Annotated in this window: 10 protein-coding genes; all 10 read right to left on the minus strand. The window is 38.9% G+C overall.

The genetic code is table 11. The features are described 5' to 3' along the window. Positions 1-33: 33 nt before the first annotated feature. Positions 34-2,628 (minus strand): alpha/beta hydrolase-fold protein, encoded by a 2,595-nt coding sequence (locus V5739_RS07445; RefSeq protein WP_423820247.1) that lies wholly within the window; start codon positions 2,626-2,628, stop codon positions 34-36. A gap of 271 nt (positions 2,629-2,899) precedes the next feature. Continuing rightward, a complete protein-coding gene (locus V5739_RS07450) occupies positions 2,900-4,813 on the minus strand; it encodes a SusD/RagB family nutrient-binding outer membrane lipoprotein (RefSeq protein WP_423820248.1) in 1,914 nt (637 codons plus the stop codon). Positions 4,814-4,830: 17 nt separating this feature from the next. Next, positions 4,831-7,965 (minus strand): SusC/RagA family TonB-linked outer membrane protein, encoded by a 3,135-nt coding sequence (locus V5739_RS07455; RefSeq protein WP_423820249.1) that lies wholly within the window; start codon positions 7,963-7,965, stop codon positions 4,831-4,833. A 168-nt stretch (positions 7,966-8,133) separates the two neighbouring features. Then, on the minus strand, positions 8,134-10,341 hold the full coding sequence (locus tag V5739_RS07460; RefSeq protein ID WP_423820250.1) for a GH92 family glycosyl hydrolase: 2,208 nt from the start codon (positions 10,339-10,341) through the stop codon (positions 8,134-8,136). 7 nt (positions 10,342-10,348) lie between these two features. Further along, positions 10,349-12,625: a GH92 family glycosyl hydrolase gene (locus V5739_RS07465; RefSeq protein ID WP_423820251.1), complete on the minus strand. Its 2,277-nt coding sequence runs from the start codon at positions 12,623-12,625 to the stop codon at positions 10,349-10,351. A gap of 30 nt (positions 12,626-12,655) precedes the next feature. Beyond that, positions 12,656-13,846: a PNGase F N-terminal domain-containing protein gene (locus tag V5739_RS07470; protein ID WP_423820252.1), complete on the minus strand. Its 1,191-nt coding sequence runs from the start codon at positions 13,844-13,846 to the stop codon at positions 12,656-12,658. 59 nt (positions 13,847-13,905) lie between these two features. Further along, entirely contained in the window at positions 13,906-16,239 is a 2,334-nt protein-coding gene (locus tag V5739_RS07475; RefSeq protein WP_423820253.1) for a beta-N-acetylhexosaminidase, read from the minus strand. 4 nt (positions 16,240-16,243) lie between these two features. After that, complete coding sequence (locus tag V5739_RS07480; RefSeq protein WP_423820254.1) at positions 16,244-19,414, minus strand: glycoside hydrolase family 2 TIM barrel-domain containing protein; 3,171 nt, start codon at positions 19,412-19,414, stop codon at positions 16,244-16,246. 49 nt (positions 19,415-19,463) lie between these two features. Then, positions 19,464-21,692, minus strand: a complete 2,229-nt coding sequence (locus tag V5739_RS07485; protein ID WP_423820255.1) for a GH92 family glycosyl hydrolase — start codon at positions 21,690-21,692, stop codon at positions 19,464-19,466. Between the two features lies 1 nt (position 21,693). Continuing rightward, complete coding sequence (locus tag V5739_RS07490; protein WP_423820256.1) at positions 21,694-22,809, minus strand: family 10 glycosylhydrolase; 1,116 nt, start codon at positions 22,807-22,809, stop codon at positions 21,694-21,696. Positions 22,810-22,819 lie beyond the last annotated feature (10 nt).

Consider the following 22,819-nt stretch of genomic DNA (forward strand, 5'->3'; position numbering starts at 1 on the left):
GCATTCTTCTACAATTCCTTTTAAAGTGATCAATTATTCTCTCCAATAGAAGTCCCCGCCTTGAGTATTCCATGAATTATCAAAAAACCCACTATACTTAAGACCAGAAATGCCATTTTTCATCATTGTATCGTCAAAGATCATCACATCGGGGAAAAAAGTGCCGTTCTCAAGATAGTCATTGGCATATGCACCTTTCATTCCTCTCTCACCTGTTGCAGTTATCACACCTACACTAGCTATATCACTATCTCTTCTTGGGAAAATGAAATAAGCACCCCATTGTTCCCCAGAAAAGGTTTTATCTCCAACCTGAAGCTTATTTTTTGTAACCTGAATGGGAGAGTCTTTTAAAAGCCTGTTCCAAGCAGCATTATTGCTTTTATTTCCATAAAGAATTACGTTCCTGTCGCTGTATTTATCAGCCCTAAAATCTACATCCCTTACTAATTCAACATTCCCGTTGGCCCTGTAGTAGAACTTTTCTGCATCAAATTTTGCCCTGTTGTAATACCATTCATTCTCTTCTTTTGAGCCTCTTGTCGCAAAAACGAAAACCATGTTATTTTTGAAAGCATCCTTGAATCCGCCGTACCGGTGTGGTCCTTTTTCTGCAGCTGAAGGTGTGGAAGCAACCTCCCAAACACCGCCATTCTTTCTAAAAAAGGCATTTTCTGTTGATGTTTTAATGGGGAGAATTTCATTGTCAATACTCATTGTGTCAAGTGAAGAGACACCTATCTCCTTAAAATTAAGTTTTAAAACTTCTACGTTCTCTGTCTCTAAAGACACCTTCCCGTCTTCTTTATCAAACTTAAAAGAGCTAATCTCAAAAGGCTTTTCCTGTTGATAAATAGTGACAAAATGAGAAGTTGCAGAAACGCCCGGAGAACCGGTAGAAAATTCAATTTCATCTATTTCTTCCGGAGATTTTATTTTTCGCGCCCTAAAGAAATCGAAAATAAGAGGCCAGTCTACACTATGATCTCCATACCAGTGGGTACCGTCCGGATATTCATAGTAAGCGAAATCATTGTGGAATTTCCCTAAACGTTCACGCATTTCACGGGCGATAAAAGTAGGTACTACCGAATCTGCTTCCCCATGAAGCACATATATTCCGAAGTGAAGATAATTGTTTTCAAGCTTCAGGGTTCTACTTGGATTTCCGGCTCTTCTAACCATGGAATCCATTAACCGGTCAGATTCCTTTTCATATCCGGCAGATATACTTTTAAGGAATTCAGATTTACTCATACCGAACCTTTCAAAGTATTCTTCAGGTCTTTCTGCAGCCCTTCTTACAAAGCTATGCCTATACTCCAGTAAATCGGGGTATCCTGCAGCAGGTGCAATGGCCGCAAATCTATCAGGGTAAGTAGCCCCTAAATACCATGTGCCGTGACCACCCATTGAGTGTCCTGTAAGATAAGTGTGCTGTTGATCTGTTTTTAACAAATTCTCGGCATGCTCCAGTACTTCCAGTGCATCCAAACGCCCCCAATCTTCCCATGCGAAACCAAAGGGCCTACGATTGGTAGGAGCCACCAAATGGCCCCAGTCTTTTTGTTTATAGGCGTTGGCTTGATTTACAGCTTCTACTGAGGCACCATGAACAGATAGAAACAAAGCCTGCTGTTCTTTTTCTTTTGTAAGTGATGGTGCAATACTATAATATTGTACACTACCATCTATATCGCTAATAAAGGTTTTTTTATGATGGGCATATTTTGATTTTATTGCCAACTCGATATTAGTAGAATCAATTATTTTTCCTCTCCTGTCTTTTAACTGGACAAGTAGGTTAAGCGCATCACCTACAGGAAGAATTTCGGGAACAGGAATGCTAAAAGGAACTTTTCTCACATTTAAGGGAGAAACAGAGGGTACATTGGTTTCATTTTGATAAGACCCTACAATTGTTACTATACTAGCACCTTTGAGCCAGGAATCATTGCTGTTCATAATCCTGATTCCGCCTATTAAATCTTCTTTGTCCTCTCTCTGCACATCTGGCAGAGTCAAGTCTCTTGTGGTAAACTGTACCGGTTGGTTGGGTTCAAGTAATCTGGCACGCATATGGGAAAATCTTCCCCCGGTTAAAATAAATTCATTTTTCCCTTTATTAAGTTTTACGGGAATAAGACTCCAGCCGAAATCATAATGATCTCCTTCGTGAGGCAGGCCATTAATTAAGGCTGCTGTATGCCCAGAAGCTTCAAAGATCACTGTCTTCTCTGAACCTGAATCATACTCCAGGTAGAGATAGCCATTTCTAAAGCCATCATCATTGAATTCACTGTTTTCACTTATCTCAATTCTTTCCCATTTAGCCACCTTAGTGTCAACATCAGCAAAAGCTTCTTCTCCTTCAGAGATAACCAGGGTTTTATCCTGAAGTAAATTTGCAAAAAGTGGATCACTTAGAACTGATTTTGCTTCCGCAGGAAGTCTCTTCCCTGAAAGGATTAAACCTTCCTCAAACAAATGGATTACCTCTCCTTCATTGATATCTTCAACTTTTTCCTTTCCAAAATATTCTACAATATTACCCTCTCTTTTTTGAGCAGATAAACAATTGACTGAAAGAAGAAAGCTGAATATTAATATTAATCTGGTTATTTTCATTTCTTACATTTTTGAATTAAAAAAAGAGAACCTCTAAATAGAAATTTCCTTTTAATGATAATCTGGTTTCTCTGTACAGAATTATGCTTTTTTGGTACCAGAAGGTAAAAAATTCACAGAAGCTGAACGGAAGCTCGTGTCTACAAACCTTGTTTTAAAAGGAAATTTTCACGGTTCAAAAACTGCTTATTGAATAAACTTAGTATGTCTATCATAGACAAAGGCCATTAAATAAATGGCCTTTGTCTATGATAAGATTAATATTACCTTACTATTTTTGAGCCCACCATAGAGGAGTGAAAACTGCATCTTCTCCATCCAATAGTTGCACAGCCTGTTCGTATCCTTCAGGATCATTATTTCTCAAAGAAGAAGGATATTTCAACCTCTGTGGAAAGAATTCTCTTTTAACTTCCATAAAGTTACTGCTTGTTAATGCCGGAAGATCTGGTAGGGAATTTTCGACAGCAGGATTTTCAAAGAAAGGTAGTCCTAATCTTCTATGATCATTCCAGGCTTCAAGAGGTAAATATGGATAAAAGGCAATATATTTTTGGGTGAGTATCTTAGTAAGATGATCATTTTTCACATTGCCATTCATATATAAGTCATTATCGGGATATACTACCTCTACGGTTCCTTCTGTTCCTGTATATCCATTCTCGTACACCATCAAATGTGTTTCTCCAGGTTCGGAGGTGTGGTTCCAATTCACTGAAGTTCCATTGCGGTTATATTCTTCTGACGCTAAGTACTGATCAACCATTCCGCCAATTCCGAAGTAATCAAAATTAGAACGAATACCAGCTTCATAAGCGGTCATTGCATCAACAGGTGTTGACCAGCCTCGGGTAGCTGCTTCGGCAATTAAAAAATAAGATTCCCAGGGTGCGAAAAATATTCTATAGCTGTTGTCGCCACCAGAACGAAATTTTTGTGCCATCCGTGGAATTGTACCTGAGTAAGAATAGAGTTGATTCTTAGATCCTTTTTCGCCCCAGCTTCCTAAAGCAGAAGCATTCCAGGTAAAAGCTGCATCCAATTCTTTAACGATATCACCATTAGCATCCACTAAATTTCTCTGAGTTGTTCTCGCATCATTGGTCCATGATGGATAAAAACTGAAATCGGAATCATTAAAGTCTCCCGGAATAGCAAAATCCTGATAAGCACGGGGATCAATTTCTTTATGCAATCCATCAAACCAGTAACCGGCAGAAGGATCATTGGTTTTAGTGGTAAAATGGTTTTCAAATTTTAAGCCTAACCAATCTTCAGGTTTAACATGCTCTTCATAGGATTCCCCTAAGATATCGGTAGTTTCAAGTCCTCCTAACCCAATAAAGATATTGTTAAGAGTAGGAGTGATCATTTGAGAGTTCCACTCTCTTGACATTACAGCTGTTAAATCATCCCATCCCCCTTTTTCCTGAACCTTAAAGGTCTCATCTAAATTCATTATAATCTCGCTTCCGGCTACAGCGTCTTCAAACTCGAGTTGAGCTTTTTCGGGATCAACTTCAGACATTCTCATTGCTAACCGCATTCTCATGGAATTAGCATATTTCTTCCATTTTTCCCAGTTGTACTTATAAGCAGGGTCTAAATTTGCTAAAGTACCTGGAGTTGTCACCTCTAACTCTAACTGGCTTTGAGCATCTTTAAGTTCTTCGAGCATATAGTAGTAAACCTCCTGTGTACTGTTAAATTCTGGATTTTCACCCTGAAAAGCATTAATGGGAATTGGCCCAAAATTATCTGTCATCTCACTCATAAGGTATACCCTCCAAATACGTGCTACCTGCACTAAATTATGGCTGTACTCCTTTACGTTTCCTGTGGCCATTTTTTGGTCAGCCACCTGGATAGCCGTATTAATATGGTTTAACCAGGAGGAAAGGGAGTTAAAGTAATCCACTGTCCACCCGTCACTATACGATCCAACTGGCAAGGAATTGGTTCTATCAAAACGTGCTGCAGCTTTCCAATAAAGTACAAAAGCTCTTTCAGCCACGTGAGGATTTTGTTGTGCTCCAATAATTGAATTATTTATAAAATATTCCACCTGCACCTGATCATCATTTGCTGCGAAAGGGTTGGTGTTTATCTCCTCATAATCGGAACAGGAAGTCATCACAGCAGCTAATGCCACCATTAATCCTGTAAGTTTATATATTCTTTTCATTTTCAAAATATTTTAAATTAAAACTGCAAGGTAAGATTGAAGAAGTAGCTTCGGGAGGTAGGCGAAGAACCATTTTCAAATCCAACGGCATTAGTTCCCGTAGCAAAAACTGATTCAGGATCAATTCCGTTCATGTTACTGTCAATCATCCACAGGTTATTTCCTGAAATACCCACTTTTGCACGTTGTAAACCTGCATCCTGAATCCAGGATTTTGGTAAATTATAGTTCAGTTGCACATTTCTTAAACGGAAATTTGTTGCATCATAAACATTTGCTTCTGTAATTCCCAAATTTCCTACCCCAGCCACTGCTGTCCAGTAGTCCTGATGAGATACTGCATTATCATTATTTGTATATACAGGACTTGTAGCACCTTCGGGTGTTACATCAATTACTCCATCTACAACAAATTCCTCTCGTTTTCCATTTACTACAGTAACATTAGAAGTACCGGCAAGCTGCATGGCATTATTGGTGCCAGAGAAAATTTCCCCGCCAAAACGACCATCTATCATAAAACTTAATTCAAATGCTTTATAGGAAAAGCTATTTGTCCATCCCAATAAGGCATCAGGCTGTTGGTTTCCTAACAGGTAACTTTCATTGGTTGGCAGGGGTAAACCTGCGTCATTTAAAATTAAATCTCCGTAGAATTCACTGTTCTTATCCTCTACCCTTCTAAACTTGGTTCCATATATGTTACCGTACATACCACCTACTTCGGCCACGATACTCACATTATCAAATCCTCCTAGGGGGTAGGTGTCTACACCATCAACCAATTCTTCAAGGGTATTCTCATTCTTGGAGTAATTGATATTAGTAGTCCAGCTTAAGCCATCAGGATTTTCCAAAATTCGCCCAGTCAACATTAATTCAAATCCTTTGTTCTGGATATCACCTGCATTTACTCTCATAGAAGAATATCCACTTAAAGGGTTAAGACCAATCGAAATTAATTGGTTGGTAGCATTTGATTTATACCATGAGAAATCAATTCCCAACTTATTGTCAAATAATCGAGCGTCAAATCCTGTTTCGATAGATTTGATTAACTCGCTCTTTACGTCAGGATTATACAATTCGCCATTTCTACCGGCAATGGTATTCCCATTAGGATCTTTGTTGATATTATAAAAATTATAAAGCTGATATTGAGCCATATCATTTCCAACCTGAGCATAAGATGCTCTCAATTTGGTGTAAGTAATCCATTTAGGCATACTACCTCCAGCATTCTTAATAACATCATTTACTAATATGGATGTACTCACAGAAGGATAGAAGAAAGATCTATTTTCTTCACTTAAAGTTGAAGACCAATCATTCCTACCTGTAAAGTCTAAGAAAAGATAGCCTCCGTAGTTTATTTGAAAAGTTCCATAAACGGAGTTCATTTTACGCTCATAATAATTCTCACTTACTGTTGCTCTGTCTACACCATTATTTAATGAAAACAAATTAGGAACCTCTAATTCTCCTGCGTTTGAATTGATGTCATTAAACTCCTGCTGCATTAAATTTCCTCCCAATGTACCCGCGAAACCGAAATTACCGAATACATTATCCTGAGCAGCACTAAAAAGAATACTAAAGTTATCTTCATTAAAGGTATTTATTCCCTTACTGTAGCGTCCGGTTGGAGTTAAAGGACTTCCACCATATAACCTGGTCTCATTTTCAGTTGTATACCGGTCACTACCTGCCCTAATCTCTCCACTCAACCAGTCAGTAAAATCATATTTTAAAGATCCGTTCATTAAAAAGCGGTCTCTGCTATCAAAGTTATTGTTAAACCTTGCTCCCCAATATGGGTTTACTTCGTTAGATCCAGGTTTATACCATATTTGATTACCAAATTCATCTACTGCTGCTTCAAAATCAGCAATATTTACTGAACGTGGGAATAAGTATGTAGTATAAAAAGCATTTGAAGAATTCACCCCACTAAAAGGTCTGTTTTCAGCTTTAGAATTAATATACTGCACCTTTACATCTGTTGTCCATCTTTTATTAGGACCAAAATTACTTACCGCACGAGTAAGGAGGTTCAATCTTTCAAGAGTGGACTCAGGAATCATACTATCGTCATTTAAAAACCCGACAGAAGAATATACTGAGGTATTTTCAAATTTTTGGGAGAAAGATAAACTTTGATTTAAGCTAATTCCCGTGTCAAAATAATTATCTACGTTATGGTAGGCACGAAGTTGTGTTTGCTCTCCCTTCCAGTTTTCAACTGTTTGACCTTCAATTTTTGGTCCCCAACTAGAACCTGATTCCCTATTGTAGACCATGTCACTTCCTTGTCCAAAACTATTCTGAAACTCGGGCCCTGTAAATATTTCTTCAAAACCCAAAGTAGCGTTATAAGTAATACCAAGACCTGGATTATCTTTCCCAGATTTTGTAGTAATTAAGATAACTCCATTTCCGGCTCTTGCCCCGTATAATGCCGCAGCTGAAGCTCCTTTAAGCACAGACATGCTAGCAATATTTTCGGGATCCAGGTCTCCTAAACCATTCCCCATATCTACGGAAGGATTCCAAAAATCATTATTTGATGCGCCCGTAAAATTGTCCATTGGCACTCCATCAACAATGATCAAGGGTTGATTATCTCCTGTTAAAGAATTATTCCCGCGAAGAATGATTTTTGAAGAACTGGCCGGGCCGCCCCCACCTCTAACAACATTCAATCCCGCTACTTTTCCGGTAAATGCATTGGCTAAATTCGTTTCCCGGCTTTCTGCCAGTTCTTCACCTCCAATTTCCTGCAAAGCATAACCAAGAGATTTTTTCTCTCTCTTGATTCCCAGAGCGGTTACCACTACCTCATCCAGGGCCTGAACATCTGCTGTTAATTGAACATCTATAGTACTTTGGTCTCCAACGGTAATTTCTCTAGTGGTAAATCCTACCATAGAGAAAACAAGAACAGCATCAGAAGGAACGTCAATCATGTAATTCCCATCCATATCTGTTACTGCACCATTCATGGTACCTTTTTCCACAACTGTTACACCCGGAAGTGGCATTCCATTCTGAGCGTCTGTAATAGTTCCAGATATTGCCTGATCCTGCGCTACCATATTCTGACTAAAAAGCCCGAGCGCAAAACCAAACAAGATAAATAATTTGATTTTCATGGTTTGTTGTAATTTGGTTAAATAATGTCTACAAGATGAAGTAAATATACTGAAAATGTTACAGGAGTGTTAAGGGAAAAATTGAATTTCGACGAATAGCAGCGGTGGATAGCTCAACAACTTCATGGGTTCGAAAACGATATAGATTTGCACATTTTAAAGGACTTTTTAATGCATTTCAATTGATGATGTACCTATCAATTTGGAGTGAGAAATGAAAAGATTTTCATGTTTTTTCCCATCTATTAATATATATTTTAGAGGTTCCCCAGCCTTAATAAAAGACTTTATTATAACCTCATGGTTATCTTCCAGATGAAGTGTTATTTTTTTAAATTTTGGCGAAAAAAGAGTGTAAGATGGTTCGGCCGGCGTTACAGGATAAAAGCCCATCATGGCATAAATTACCCAGGCACTCATGGTACCTGTATCATCGTTTCCAGGTAATCCGGTAGGTGCATTAGAATAGTACCGATCAAGTAAATCATTAATCTTTTTCTGAGCTTTATCATTTTCTCCCGTTACAAAGTTGTAAAGAAAAGGATATCCAAAATCGGGTTCGTTGGCCATATCGTAATGACCTGCATCAAATATATAATCCAGCTGTTGAATGAAATTTTCTCCCCCTCCTTTTAGCTTGATTATTCCACGGATATCATGCGGCACCATATAAACATATTGCCAGGCATTCCCTTCAATATATCCTACATTTTTAGTGAAATTTGCACCGGCATTGGGGTCAAAAGGTTCATACCAATCTCCATTAGCCTTTTTTGGTCTTAAGAGTCCGGTTTTACTGTCATACAATTTTCTGTAAGACAGTGAGCGTTTATAAAATTTTTTATAGTCCTCTTTTTTTCCAAGGGCTTTGGCTAGTTGTGCAATAGCAAAATCTGATATATTATACTCCTGGGTCGTTGAAACAGGTCCTGCTATTCCACTCTCAACACTTAAGTAACCTTTTTCTACATACTCAGCATTTCCAGGACGAAGAGGATTGTTTTCTGTAACTGTAGCCCCTTTGAGCATAGCTTGGTAAGCCTTTTCTACATCAAAATTTCTAAGACCGCGCAGGTAAGAATCAGCAATAACTACAGAAGCAGGATCTCCAACCATTGTAAAGGTCTCTGTGGAATTTAATTCCCATTTTGGCAGCCATCCATTCTCATCATACATAGCCAACATGCTATTGATCATTTCCGTCTGTTCCCCGGGATAAAGCAGGGTCATTAATTGATGGTAATTCCTGTAAGTATCCCATAATGAAAAAACGGTATATCGACTACCTTCTGTTTTTCCTATTTTGCCGGTGGCTATTTCAGGATACTCTCCATTGACATCACTGAAAATATTTGGATGAATTTGGGTGTGATATAAAGCTGTATAGAATACCGTTTTGTCTTCAGCACTCCCCCCTTCCACCTCAGCAACCGAAAGTTTTTCATTCCACGCATCTCTTGTTTCTTCATATATTTCATTAAAGCTTCGATTCCCAACTTCCTTCTGAAGGTTCTCCCTGGCATTTTCAATACTTACATATGATACCGCCACTTTTAATTCAACTTCTGTTGGCTGCTGGAAATCATATGAAAAATATGCTCCAATACTGTCCCCTACGACTTCGCGTGTAAAACCTTTTTTAATTCTTACCTTATCATTATAAGTCATCCATTGTGCTTCCACCCCCTCATAGTTATAAGGGTTCTTCCATGCACCGAATTCCTTTGAAGGTTTAGATAGTTGTGCGACAAAATATACCGGATAAGAGGCTTCAGGATTGTTATAACAAAAAGAACCTACTGTTCTCATCCCTTCTACCTCACTTGGGGAGTTTATTTTTAGCATCCCCCCCTGTTCATTTGTCAGCCCTAATCCAAGATTAATAAGAATATTAGCTTTCCCTTTTGGAAATGTGTATCTGCTTACCCCTACCCTTGTAGATGCTGTTACTTCTGCTTTTATTTGATATTTATCCAGTTCTACAGCATAATATCCCGCTTTAGCGGTTTCGTTCTTATAAGTTGTACCATAGGTTTCATGGTTTGTCTCAACATCACCTGTGGTAGGCATAGCCAGTATAACCCCAAGATCGGGACAACCAACCCCACTAAGATTCACATGACTAAAACCGGTCAAAAAAACATTTTCATGAACATAAGGGTTCGATAACCACTGGCTATCCTTCTCGAGTTTGTTTGTGCCGCCAGCAACATTAAATGGGGAAACACTTGCCATTCCCCGTGGCGCAATGGCTCCAGGATTGGTAGCTCCATAATTGGAAGTTCCTATAAAAGGGTTAACAAATTCCACCGGCTCCTGAGAAAGGAGAATTTGTAATGAAAATAAACTAAGAACAAAAAAAAATCGGATTTTCATAGTAGGGTTATTTTTTCGGACTCATGGAATAAGGTAAAGCATTATCATGCTGCCCAAAACTTTTGTTTGGTGAATCACTCATTTTAAATTTAATTTCTCCACCTGGGAGGATATCTTTTAAACTTAGATAAGTCTTGTGGTATTCTTTCCCATTAAGCTTTAAAGAGTTGATGTAAAAATTAGAACCTGAATTATCTTCTGCAGAAATTGTAAATACATTCCCGTTCTCCAGGTGAAGCTTTGCCTTTTGGAATAACGGGCTACCAAAAACATATTGGTCTGTTCCGGGGGTAACAGGATAAAATCCAAGAGAGCTGAAAACATACCAAGCCGAGGTTTGCCCATTATCCTCATCGCCACTATATCCATCGGGAGTTGGAGAATATAACCTTGTAAGGACTTCCCTTATCTTTTCCTGAGCTTTCCAGGATTCCCCAGCATAATTATACAGGTATATCATATGCTGAATAGGTTGATTCCCATGAGCATAATTCCCCATATTCACGATTTGCATCTCTCTTATTTCATGAATTGTAAATCCATAATAGGAATCGTCAAAATCTGGAGGCATACTAAATACCGTATCTAGCATTGTGGTAAATTCTTTTTCTCCACCCATCAAATTAACGAGCCCCTGGACATCATGAAAAACAGACCATGTATAATGAAGACTATTACCTTCTGTAAAGGCATCTCCCCATTTTAACGGATTGAATGGCTTCTGAAATTTACCGTCCTTGTTTTTGCCTCGCATTAGGTTAGTTTCAGGATCAAACAGGTTTTTATAATTTTTTGCCTGCTCATAAAATCTACGGGAGGTTTTTTTATCTCCTCGTTTTTCTGCAAATTTTGCAATAGTCCAATCGGCATAGGCGTATTCTAAAGTTCTTGCGGCATTCTCATTAATTCCCACATCATAAGGGACATAACCCAGTTTATTATAAAAATTCAGTCCCTCTCTTCCCACAGAAGACTCAGGGCGTCCTTCTTCAATATTTGCATTTTTAAGAATGGCTTCATACAGTACATCTACATCTTCATCATAAACATTTCCCTTGAGAAAAGCATCGGCTATAATAGGAGCTGAATTAGAGCCTATCATTACATCCCGGTGGCCAGGGCTCGCCCATTCCGGTAACCATCCCGATTCTTTATAAGTATTAGCCAACCCTGACATAAACTGCTTATTCATCTCGGGGTACATCAAGTTGAAGAAGGGGAATACCGCTCTAAAAGTATCCCAGAATCCATTATCTGTAAACATGTAACCTGGCAAAATTTCCCCATTATACGGGCTGTAATGAACCACCTCGTTATTTCCGTCTATTTCATAGAATTTTCTCGGAAATAGAAGAACCCGATATAAACTTGAATAAAATGTTCTTTTATGATCAATATTATCATCCTCAATCTCTATTCGGCCCAATTCTTTATTCCATATAGCTTCGGCTTCTTCTTTAATATCTTTAAAACTTTTCCCTGCTAATTCATTATCAAGGTTACGTTGGGCCTGCTCGAAACTTATAAAAGAGGAAGCTACTTTAACATTAACTTTTTCTCCCTTCTCAGTTTTAAACCCAACAATTGCCCCCACATGCTGCCCCTCTTTTTCTGTAGCACCTAAATCAAGCGTCCATTCATCTCCCCATGTGTGGGTGATTTGAAAATCCTTATCAAATTCTGCCACAAAATAGTTATGAAAATTATCAGGTACGCCACCGTGATTGTTCCTGGCATATCCAATTATTTTTCGTTCTTCAGGAATAATTTTCACCATTGATCCTTTTAAAAAAGCATCAAGCAGTATGTAAGAACTATCGGCCTTGGGAAAAGTGAATTGAAAATGTGCTCCTCTAACTGTAGGTGCAACTTCAACCGTAACATCATAATCAGCTAAATAAACACTGTAGTAATGAGGTTTGGCAATTTCGGCTTTATGGGAAAACCATGAAGCTCTTTCATCTTCCTTATATTGAAGGTCACCTGTCACTGCCATAAGAGAAAAGGCTGCATAATCATTAAGCCAAGGGCTGGGTTGATGTGTTTGCTTTATGCCCCGAATCTTATAATCATCATAATTATAGGTCCATCCATCTCCCATTTTAGCTGTTTGGGGCGTCCAGAAATTCATTCCCCACGGAAGAGCAATTGCAGGATATGTATTGCCATTGGAAAGTTCAAAGGCTGAATCTGTTCCCATAAGTGTATTTACATACTGCACAGGCTCCTGCCCCTGGCAAAGGTTGAAAGAAAAAAGAGCAAGTAATAATCCCAGTTTTTTCATTATTTCAATTTTTCAGGTTAGAAAATAAATTTAATTTTCTTCGTAAGTGATATAGGCCGAAACCAGCCAGTGATTCAATTTATCCCCGTCAATTGGAGTACCATCAATAGAAATTGTTAGTTGATTTTGCCCTTTTTGAAGGTTTCCTATATTTTTTACCATAGGAGACACCTTTGACCCGGGGCACCAGTTAGACCTGGAGAGATCTGAAGATGCCAATCGTTCTTTTATTTCTATGTACTCTTTCTCTCTATTTTCATTGTAAGCAAAAGCTGTGTCTTTTCTTACCCAAACCCCCGATGTTGGATTAAAGCGCCTGAAAGAAGCACAATCGTCCCTCCAGGGAATGGTATCAATTAAAATTTCGTTATTTATCTTCACGGTATTATTCAGCTTTATAAACTCATCCCCTCCACTATGGCCACCATGGCCTGTGGTGATATAATGAAGCTTTGCATTTTTGACATTTTTGGGCAGTTTAAAATCTACTGTAAGATCTTCTTCGGAAAAGAGGTCTGGATGGGTTTGTGAAGCGTAATAAACAGTATTTACCAAGGGCAGTATTTTTTTCTTCTTTGCGGTCCTTCCTGAATACTCCAGTTCAACATCAACGAGATATCCTTCTGAAGTCCAGGTATCTATCCACACTCCAACAATAAACTCACCGATTACCGCAGTAGATAGGTGGGAAATATCTTCTATCCATTTCACTTCCTCTTCCCATTTGGGCACATAAACCGGCCTATTGTATTTAATCCTGGGATTTTTTTGTTCATCACTGTAATGACCTACTCCAAAAGGAGTCATAAACCTAAGTATCTCAAGGGCTGGATTATATTCTCCTCCTTTTTTGATCCCCTGATAACCTGGTATTCCCGCAGCCTCCGGGAAATTCGCTTTACCTTCAGCAATATCGATAATATCGATCTTCTCAGGATCTGTAATGACAAAAAGTGAACCCGACTTATCCCAGGTATCTCCGGCAGAACGCAGGGTCATATGAACAAAAACATCAGTTCCTTTTTCAAAGTCAGGCGCTTTGATTTTTTTATAAATTATTCGGCCATTCTGTAAGCGGATATTATTAACTGTATCTCCGGCAATACCTGTGAAATTTACAGGCTGGTTTTTAAAGACTTCTACTATTTTAGTCTTCTGTCCATATAAAGAGAAGCTTAGAAGAATTATCCCAACCCGAATAAGACTTTTTATGTTTTTCATTTCGATATTTTTCTATTTCTAAAACTGGTTGATAAAAAACTTTTATTGATGCCTATATCTTATTCAACTATAATTTCATCAACAAACAGCCATGCGTTTCCTCCCCGCGGAGTCTGGCCAAGGTTTGCAGCCTTAACTTTAATGTACCTTGTCTCCTGTTCATTAAATTCCAATACAAAATCTTTCAATTGAGGTATGCCACTATGACTAAATTCTCTTTCTATTTTACCTACGCTGGTATAATCTTTACCATTTTTTGAAGTTAGCGCTTCCACCTTTACAGGAAAATAAATTCCAGATCCCTGGTTCTCCATAGAACCTACAGTAATCTTGTTCACCGGTACTTCTCTCTGCATATCAATCACCACCTCCATATCTTCTACCAGCCACGCCTGCCACTGTTTATCATGAAAGTTTAAACTGCCACGAATTACGTTTACCATACCTACTTCTTTTGCACCCTGGTAACTATCGTGATAAACCGGGTTATAACTTACATCCTTCCCAACTGCTTTATGGAAATGAAAAGTTTTCTCGAATGTTTGACCTTTTTGCTTTCCATTCTCAAAAACCCCCGCCTTTATTGTTGTTGTCTTAGAAAGTTCAAAAGGTTCCTGATATATTTTTGAGTCTGCTCCGGGATCATCTCCATTTAGGGTATATCTTATTTCTGAATCTGGAAATTCATTCTGAAGTTTGACTTTTACCACATTGCTGGTCAGGTCAACTTCAGTATCTGCCGTGACAGAAAAAGAACTTCTGGCATAGTTTATTCCCTGATAATCGTAACGGGGAAGGATGTTTTCTTTCAAACGATCTGAAAAACCGGCCCAATCAAGTTTTTCTTTTGGGCTCCAAAGCACTTCAGATAAAGCGACTAACCTTGGAAAGATCATGTATTCCGATTGCTCATTTGTCGTAATAAATTCTGCCCACAAATTGGCCTGTCCTCCCAACACGTGCTCTTTTTGAGCAACAGACATAGAATCTACAACCGGGTCAAAACTATATACCTTGCTTAAGGGCGTGTAACCGCTAAAAGCTACAGGTTCAGTATCAGGAACTCCCTGGTAGAAGTTAAAATAAACATGGCTTCCCGGCGTCATTACCACATCATGGCCCTGTTCTGAAGCTTCCCAACCTCCCTGTGTTCCACGCCAGCTCATGACAGTAGCGCCAGGAGCCAACCCTCCTTCAAGAATTTCGTCCCAACCTATTAGAATTCGGTCGTGTGAGCTTATAAAACGCTCCATTCTTTTGATAAAGTAACTCTGTAACTCCTTTTCATCCTTAAGACCTTCTTCTGCCATTCTTCGCTGACAATTTTTACAGGTTTTCCAGTTGGTTTTGGTTGCTTCATCACCACCTACATGTATATATTTTGAAGGGAACAATTCCATCACTTCTAAAAGAACATTTTCAAGAAATTCAAAAGTAGATTCTTTACCGGGGCAATAGATGTCGGTAATTGGCCATACTCCTCCCGGAGGTACCATAATCTCGTTGCCATGACAAGAAAGTTCGGGGTATGCAGCAATAGCACTCATAACATGGGCGGGCATTTCAATTTCGGGAACCACATTAATTCCCTTAGTCCCTGCATAAGCAACTATTTCTTTGATCTCCTCCTGGGTGTAGAAACCACCCAAAGTAGCTTCTTCCCCTAACTGGGGCGTAGGCCTAGCATCCCAGTGCTTGTCCTCATGATCAACCCTCCAGGCACCAACTTCAGTAAGTTTTGGATATTCTTTAATTTCAATTCTCCAGCCCTGGTCATCTACCAGATGGAAATGAAATGTATTAAGCTTAAGGTATGCCATCCTATCAATGACATCAAAAATATATTCCTTCTCAAAAAAGTGTCTGGATACATCCAGCATTAAACCCCGCCATACAAATCGCGGCTCATCATTAATTGTGATTACGGGAACCTGCCAAGCTACACTTTCTAATAACTTACTACTTTCAAGTTCAACAGGAAGCAATTGCTGCAAACTGGCAACTGCATATGTAAATCCAGCTTTAGTGCTGGCTTTGATAGAGATTTTATCTTCGAGTACTTCAAGTTGGTAAGCTTCTCCTTTAAAATTTTCATCAAGAATAAATTGCACAAAGTTTTTTGAAGGTGCCACTTTTTCCACTTTTAAGTCAAGCCCTGCCGCTTGTGCAAGTTTATTCCTGAGCGGACTTATGTAATTCTCCTCCTCCTCGCTGGTCACTACCAAAGTGGTGTTCTTGTTAAAACTGAAAAATCCCTCTCCTAACTTCATTTGAGCCGGAGTTGGAACTATTTTAATTTCTTTTTCAGTAAATAATCTTTCCTGATTGGATGTATTACATGCAAACAAGATTAATAAAAAGACTAAAAAGATGAGGGGTCTTGTCGAGTTCATGATACTACTTAATGTTTTTTTGTGATGGTGTAATTTTAAATGTACCCGAATATTCCTTTCCGGTTAAAAGGTATTGATCCATTGGCAGCCTCCCCCAGCTATTAATACTCCCCAATCCCATGTGGGCAGTATCTATTGTGAGAAAGGTTAAATCTCTGGGTTGAATCTCTTCGGCATGGCGTTGATCTTTTTGCAAACCGTCATCAAGATCTTCGGTAAGAAAATGTAACGCAGTAAAATTGAAGTTCTCTTTTCCTTCCAATCTTAAAATGACATTTTCACCAGACATTTCCAGCCATCGCACTTCAGACTTATTCCCTGTTTCCTGGGGGCGTATGTAAGGATAATATTGTTCACTTACCTTTTGCTCATAAACACCCAAACGCGCAGAGTTTTGGCGGTCCTGGTAATTTTCTATCGGTCCCAACCCATAATAGCTTACCGACTCAAAATTTCCGGGCAGCACCATCTTCATTCCTACTTTGAACAGCATTGGAATTTCTTCAGAATCTCCTTTTTTGAGATGATAATCAACCAGGATTTCTCCTTCGCCGTTGATCTCATAATTTATAGTCATTTCTGACAAAACTTCCTTTAAATTGTACTTGGCAGTAACTATAATATTTTTACCCGAAGGTTTGTATGTCCAGTTTATAAGTTCCGGATTTTCCATTCCTTCTTTCCAAGGTCTTAATTTTTGCTGAAGCCCGGCACCCATATCATTATCTGTTGGTGCCCTCCAGAAGTTGGGTCTCAATTCAAAACCTTCTTTTAAAATCTTATTCCCTTTATACTCATAACCGGTCAAAAATCCTGTAGATCTGTCAAACATATACTTAGCGTCAGGTGATATAAAATTAACCTGCTCCTTGTTCTTTTCTGTTTTTAATGCTTCGGTACCGGCAATTTTCACTTCCTGTTTATATTCACCTCCAAGATAAAGTTGCTCCTGCGCAATCACATGACCTTTTTCAAGAAGACCGGAATCATGAAGTAGTACGTAGTCGATGTTTAAAAACAGCTCTCCTGTTTCTTTATCTGATATCTCAAGATCAAGGCTAAAGCTGTTTTTTTCCTGAGGCTGAACATTTAGTTCAAGTACCTCGCCTTTTGAAATAACTTTCCCATTTGCCAGCACTTCCCAACTCAACTTCACATCATCAAGCTTTTTAAAGAACCTTTCATTATAAATAGAAATTTGTCCTTGCTGAGGGTCTAAAAGACTGGTATGTATATCCTGATAGATCTTTTTTACCTCATAAGCGTGAGGGTTAGGATCTCTTTCTGGTGAAAATACCCCGTTATTCAAAAAATTATTTGCACTGGGAACATCTTCGGGACCAAAATCACCTCCATAAGCCAGGATCTTCGAACCATCTTCAAGAGTCTTATAGATTGACTGGTCTACCATATCCCAAATGAAGCCTCCCTGAAAATGATCGTGAGTACGAATAAAATCCCAGTAATCTTTTAAGCCTCCAATAGAGTTACCCATGGCGTGAGCATACTCACACATAATATACGGCCTTTCGGGATTAGGATTTTTTGAATCATAAGCCCTCATTTCTTCTACAGAAGGGTACATAGGAGCAATAATATCTGTATTCCACTCAGCGCGCATCTGCCCTTTGTCCATATAAGGTAAAATTGCCCTTTCGTGCTGAATAGGGCGCGAATTGTCCCGCATTTTTATCCAGTTATAGCCGTTGTAGAAATTAACTCCGTTTCCTGCTTCATTTCCCATACTCCATATAATAACTGAAGGCTGGTTCTTGTCCCGCTCAACCATTCTTTGCAACCGCTGAAGATGTGCTTCTCCCCAACTTGGGGCGTTTGCCAATGTCCTGGTAAGATCATATCCCATTCCATGAGATTCAATGTTGGCCTCATCCACTACATACAAACCATACTTGTTACAAAGTTCGTAGATATACTCATCATTTGGATAATGAGCAGTACGTACAGCATTAAAATTAAACTCCTTAAGAATTCTTATATCCTGCTCCATACGTTCCCTGGACATAGTTTGACCATGAACAGGATCGGTATCATGACGGTTTACCCCTTTTAAAAGAATTTTCTTTCCGTTGACCAATAAGTGACCAACTTTTATCTCTACTTCTCTAAAACCCACGTCTTGCTTAATGACTTCAACTATATTGTCTTTCCTGTCTTTTAAAAGAAAATATAACTGATAAAGATTGGGTGTTTCTGCAGTCCATTTTTTAGGATTTTGGAGGAAAAACTCGAGGTTATCTTGAGTTTTCCATTCCCGCACGCTGCGTTTTTCAGAAGCTATGATTTTTGATCCTTCTCTTAGCTCCACCTCCAGATAGTCTTTGTTTTTCTTCGGAACATCAGAAAGCTGGATATTCACTTTCAGTTTGGCATCATGGTAATCTTCATCTAATTCTGTACGTACAGTAAAATCTCTTAGGTGTACAGGATTTCGGGCATACAGGTAACTGTCTCTTGTAATACCACTCATTCTCCAGTAATCCTGATCCTCTAAATATGAACCATCACTCCATCTCATCACTTTTAATACAATAAGATTATCTCCAGGGTTTACATATTCTGAAATGTTGAATTCCTGTGGTAATTTAGAATCTTCACCGTAACCCACATGCTTACCATTCACCCACACTTCCAGATTTGATTTTGCAGCACCAATGTGCAAATAAATCTCTTTATCTCGCCATGCATCATTAATGCTAATAGTGCGACGATAAACACCTGTGGGATTATATTCTTTGGGAACTATAGGAGGATTAATATCAATGAGGTTGTGAAACTCATACAGCTCATTGGTATAAATAGGATAGCCATACTCATGCACTTCCCAGTTTGCCGGAATTTGAAAAGTATCCCAATTTGAAGTGTTTATTCCTTGTGCGAAAAAATTTTCGGGAAGTTTAGAGGGATTTTCAACCCATTTAAATTTCCAGTCACCGTTTAAATTCTGATAGTTTTCAGAACTTTTCCAATTATTTGTTTTTGCCAGTTGCTCGTTTTCGAAGATATGATACGAACTTCGCATGGGTGCTCTATTGACTTCATTGACGAATTCGTTTTCGTAATTCTCTTTAGAATTCTGCGTCCAGCCCTGGGCATTAAAAAAGAGGAAGCAACCAATCAAAATAAACGTCAAAATATGGGGTCTTGAAAATGGCATTTTTGAAGGGTTTTGGGGATTTATTTTATTGTTTTTAGCATCACTGGATTTAACGATATATTTTGTTGGTCTTTGGCACTTGTGATACTTTGAAATCTTTATCTTCAGGTTTTGCACTCATAAAAAACTCCAGAAGACCTCCCGTAGTTATTTCTGAATGGGTAATATAGGTTCTGTTCAGTTTCTTTCCGTTTAGTTTAACCGCTTTTACAAACACTTTATCTTTATCAAAATCTTTTGCTCTAATGGTGAATTCTTTTCCGTGGGGAAGTTTAATAACAGCCTCTTCAAAAAGTGGACTTCCCAGTTCGTAAATTCCCTGTGCAGGATTCACGGGGTAGAAGCCCATGGAACTAAAAATAAACCACGACGACATTTGGCCACAATCTTCATTCCCACAATGCCCGTTCGGCTCGTTACGGTATTGAGTATTGAGGATTTGCCTAATTAATTTTTGTCCTTCAGAGGGTTTGTCTGTATAATTATATAAATATGCAACATGGTGACTAGGTTCATTGCCATGTGCGTACTGGCCAATCATTCCAGTACTAAAAATTGGCAATTCATCATCTGCTGTAGGGTGCAGACTAAACATGGAATCTAATTTTTGAGTGAAATATTCCCTGCCACCTGTTGCCTTATTTAAACCTTTAATGTCCTGGGGTACAAACCAGAAATACTGCCAGGCATTACTTTCACTAAAGAACCTGGTGTATTCCTTCGGAAGAAATGGAGTTATAAATTTTCCTTCTCTGTCTTTTGGTCTAAAAAAACTGGTTTCCTGATCGTATAGATTTTTCCAACTTTTGGAGCGCTCTAAAAAATAATTATAATCCTCTGTTTTGCCGAGGTCTTTTGCAAACATGGCGATGCACCAATCATCATAAGCATATTCAAGGGTTTTTGAGACCGACCAATCTTCGTTCTCATCTCCTGCTGGCACATAACCATAGTCACGATACACATCTATGCTCCGGTCATTGGCCATAGCACTTGTCTTACAAGCTTCATAAGCCAAATCTGCATCAAAATTAAAACCCTTAAAATAGGCATCTACAACTACCGGAACTGCATGATAACCCAGCATCATATTAGTTTCATTTCCCTGCATAGACCAGACAGGTAATAACCCCGTCTCTTTGTAATGGGCAAGCAAAGAATTGATAAAATGAGGCACCTTTTCCTGCTGAATTATGGTATATAAAGGATGGGCAGCCCTAAAAGTATCCCACAGAGAAAAAGTATCGTACCTGTCAAATCCTTCTGAATTTTCTATTTGATGATTAGGGGCTTTGTAATTACCTGAAGGATCACTTAGCAATGTTGGTGCAAGCATAGAGTGATACATCATGGTGTAGAACACCGCCTTCTGATTCTCATCAGGAGTTTCAATTTTTATTTTTTGAAGTTCTGACTCCCAAATTTCTGCAGCCGCTTTTTGGTAAGAATTAAAATTGAAGTGAGGTGCTTCCACTTCTAAAGATTCGTATGCCCCTTCTATACCGGCCGTAGAAAATCCTGTTTTAATAACAATCTGTTCATTGCTCTGGGTACTGTAATGAACTTCTACACGGGTATTTGCTCCTTCAACAGGATTACCTGTTCTTTGCTCATTCTGAAAAAGATCAAAGGCTTTAAAGGGCTTGGAAAAATTCATTACAAAATAAACCCGTTGATCTTTCGCCCAACCGGTTGACTTCCTGTAACCTTCAATAACCGAATCATTAACAACGTTAAAATATGTCTCTGTAGGCCTGTCCCAGTTTAAGGAATACCCTAAATCTACATGTATGGTGGTATTCTTATCTTCTGGAAATGTGTAACGGTGAATCCCCGTTCTTCTTGTAGCGGTAAGCTCGGCAGTAATTCCATAATCCAGAAGCTCCACGCTATAATATCCAGGAGATGCTTCTTCCTGTTGATGATCAAATTTTGAAAAAGGTTTAAAATTATTCTCTTTGATCCTTTTATTAAACCTGCTGTTAACCGGCATTACAAGAATATCATAAAGATCTCCCGCTCCAGTTCCTGAAAGGTGCATGTGAGAAAATCCACTTATAATGGAATCCTGATAAAAATATCCTGCGATTCGATCCCATCCCGGAATCCCGATATCCGGACTTAACTGAACCATTCCGAAGGGGACAGTTGCCCCGGGGTATGTATTCCCCGGGCCATCGGTACCTATAAAAGGGTTCACATGATCTACCAACCTCTTCTCCTGAGCAAATGAATTCAGAGAAAGAAAAACCAGGATTAAAGGCAATAGTCTGTACATTCTAATTATCTCTTGATTCTTTTATAGCTTTCAAGTGGTCATCTGTCAAAGCTCCTCCATCAAAAAAGGAAACTCCCCTTGCTCCATTTGCTTTAGCCAGCTCAATTGCTTCTGAAACTTCTTTCCCACTCAATGGAGGTACATAAATTCCTGTATGTAGCTGTGTATTTCGACCCTCCAGGTCTTTAACACCCTGCCTTGTAGCAAAGCCTATCCAGTCAAGTTCTTCATTGTAGAAGTTTTGATAGATCATTGGAAGTACCATATCTACATTCCATTTGTCCCAACGTTGACGTACCATATGGTCTGCCATTTCGGGGTAAGGGAAAACAGCTGCAGTAAGCTTAAGATTATTTTCTTTGGCAATCTTATAGGCGTCGTCTACAACGGCTTTAATTTTATTAAGACGGAATTGTTTCCATTCCATATCAATAGCGGGGTTTTCGAATTCTCTTGGGTTTTTGTGATGTTCTTTTTCAAATTCGGCCACACAAACGTCACAGTAACAGAAATCGAATTCGGCCAGTTCCTCATTTTGCTCCAAATCATACTTTGGAAGCAGTCCTACAGGCAGGAAGATATCCGGGAAGCGAATATAATCAAGATGGATACTTTCTATGCCCTCAACTTTTGCAAGACCCTCTACCAAACTTAGAACATGTTCTCTAGACTCTTTTCTGGTAGGGCACAACCATTGATAATAATCTACATAAGGCCGTGTGTCAAAGTTAGATTTTCCTTCCCTGCTCACCACATACCATTCAGGGTGTTGTTGGGCAACGGCATCTCCTGGACGGTTCATAGTAAACATCCATGCATGTACCTCAAGACCTTCCTTCCTGGCCAGGGGAACTAAATGTTTTAAAACCTGAGGATCTGTCTCTGTATTGATGAGTACCGCATCAATGCCATTTTCCTTATATTTTTTAAATTCCTGGGTGTACTCTGCATCAGTTTTATCGGGATTTGCGGTAATCCAGGTCCAGTATTTGAAATCCTCCTGTTCAAGATCTGTAGTATCAACAGATGCCTGAGTATCCTGGTGGGCTTCAGATTTATTCACACAAGATACAAGTGAAGCTGTTAACAAAAGGAAAAGTAGACTGAGCTTTTTCATTATTTTCACG

The sequence above is a fragment of the Salinimicrobium sp. TIG7-5_MAKvit genome (assembly GCF_049569215.1).
GTDB classification, from domain to species: Bacteria; Bacteroidota; Bacteroidia; order Flavobacteriales; family Flavobacteriaceae; genus Salinimicrobium; species Salinimicrobium profundisediminis.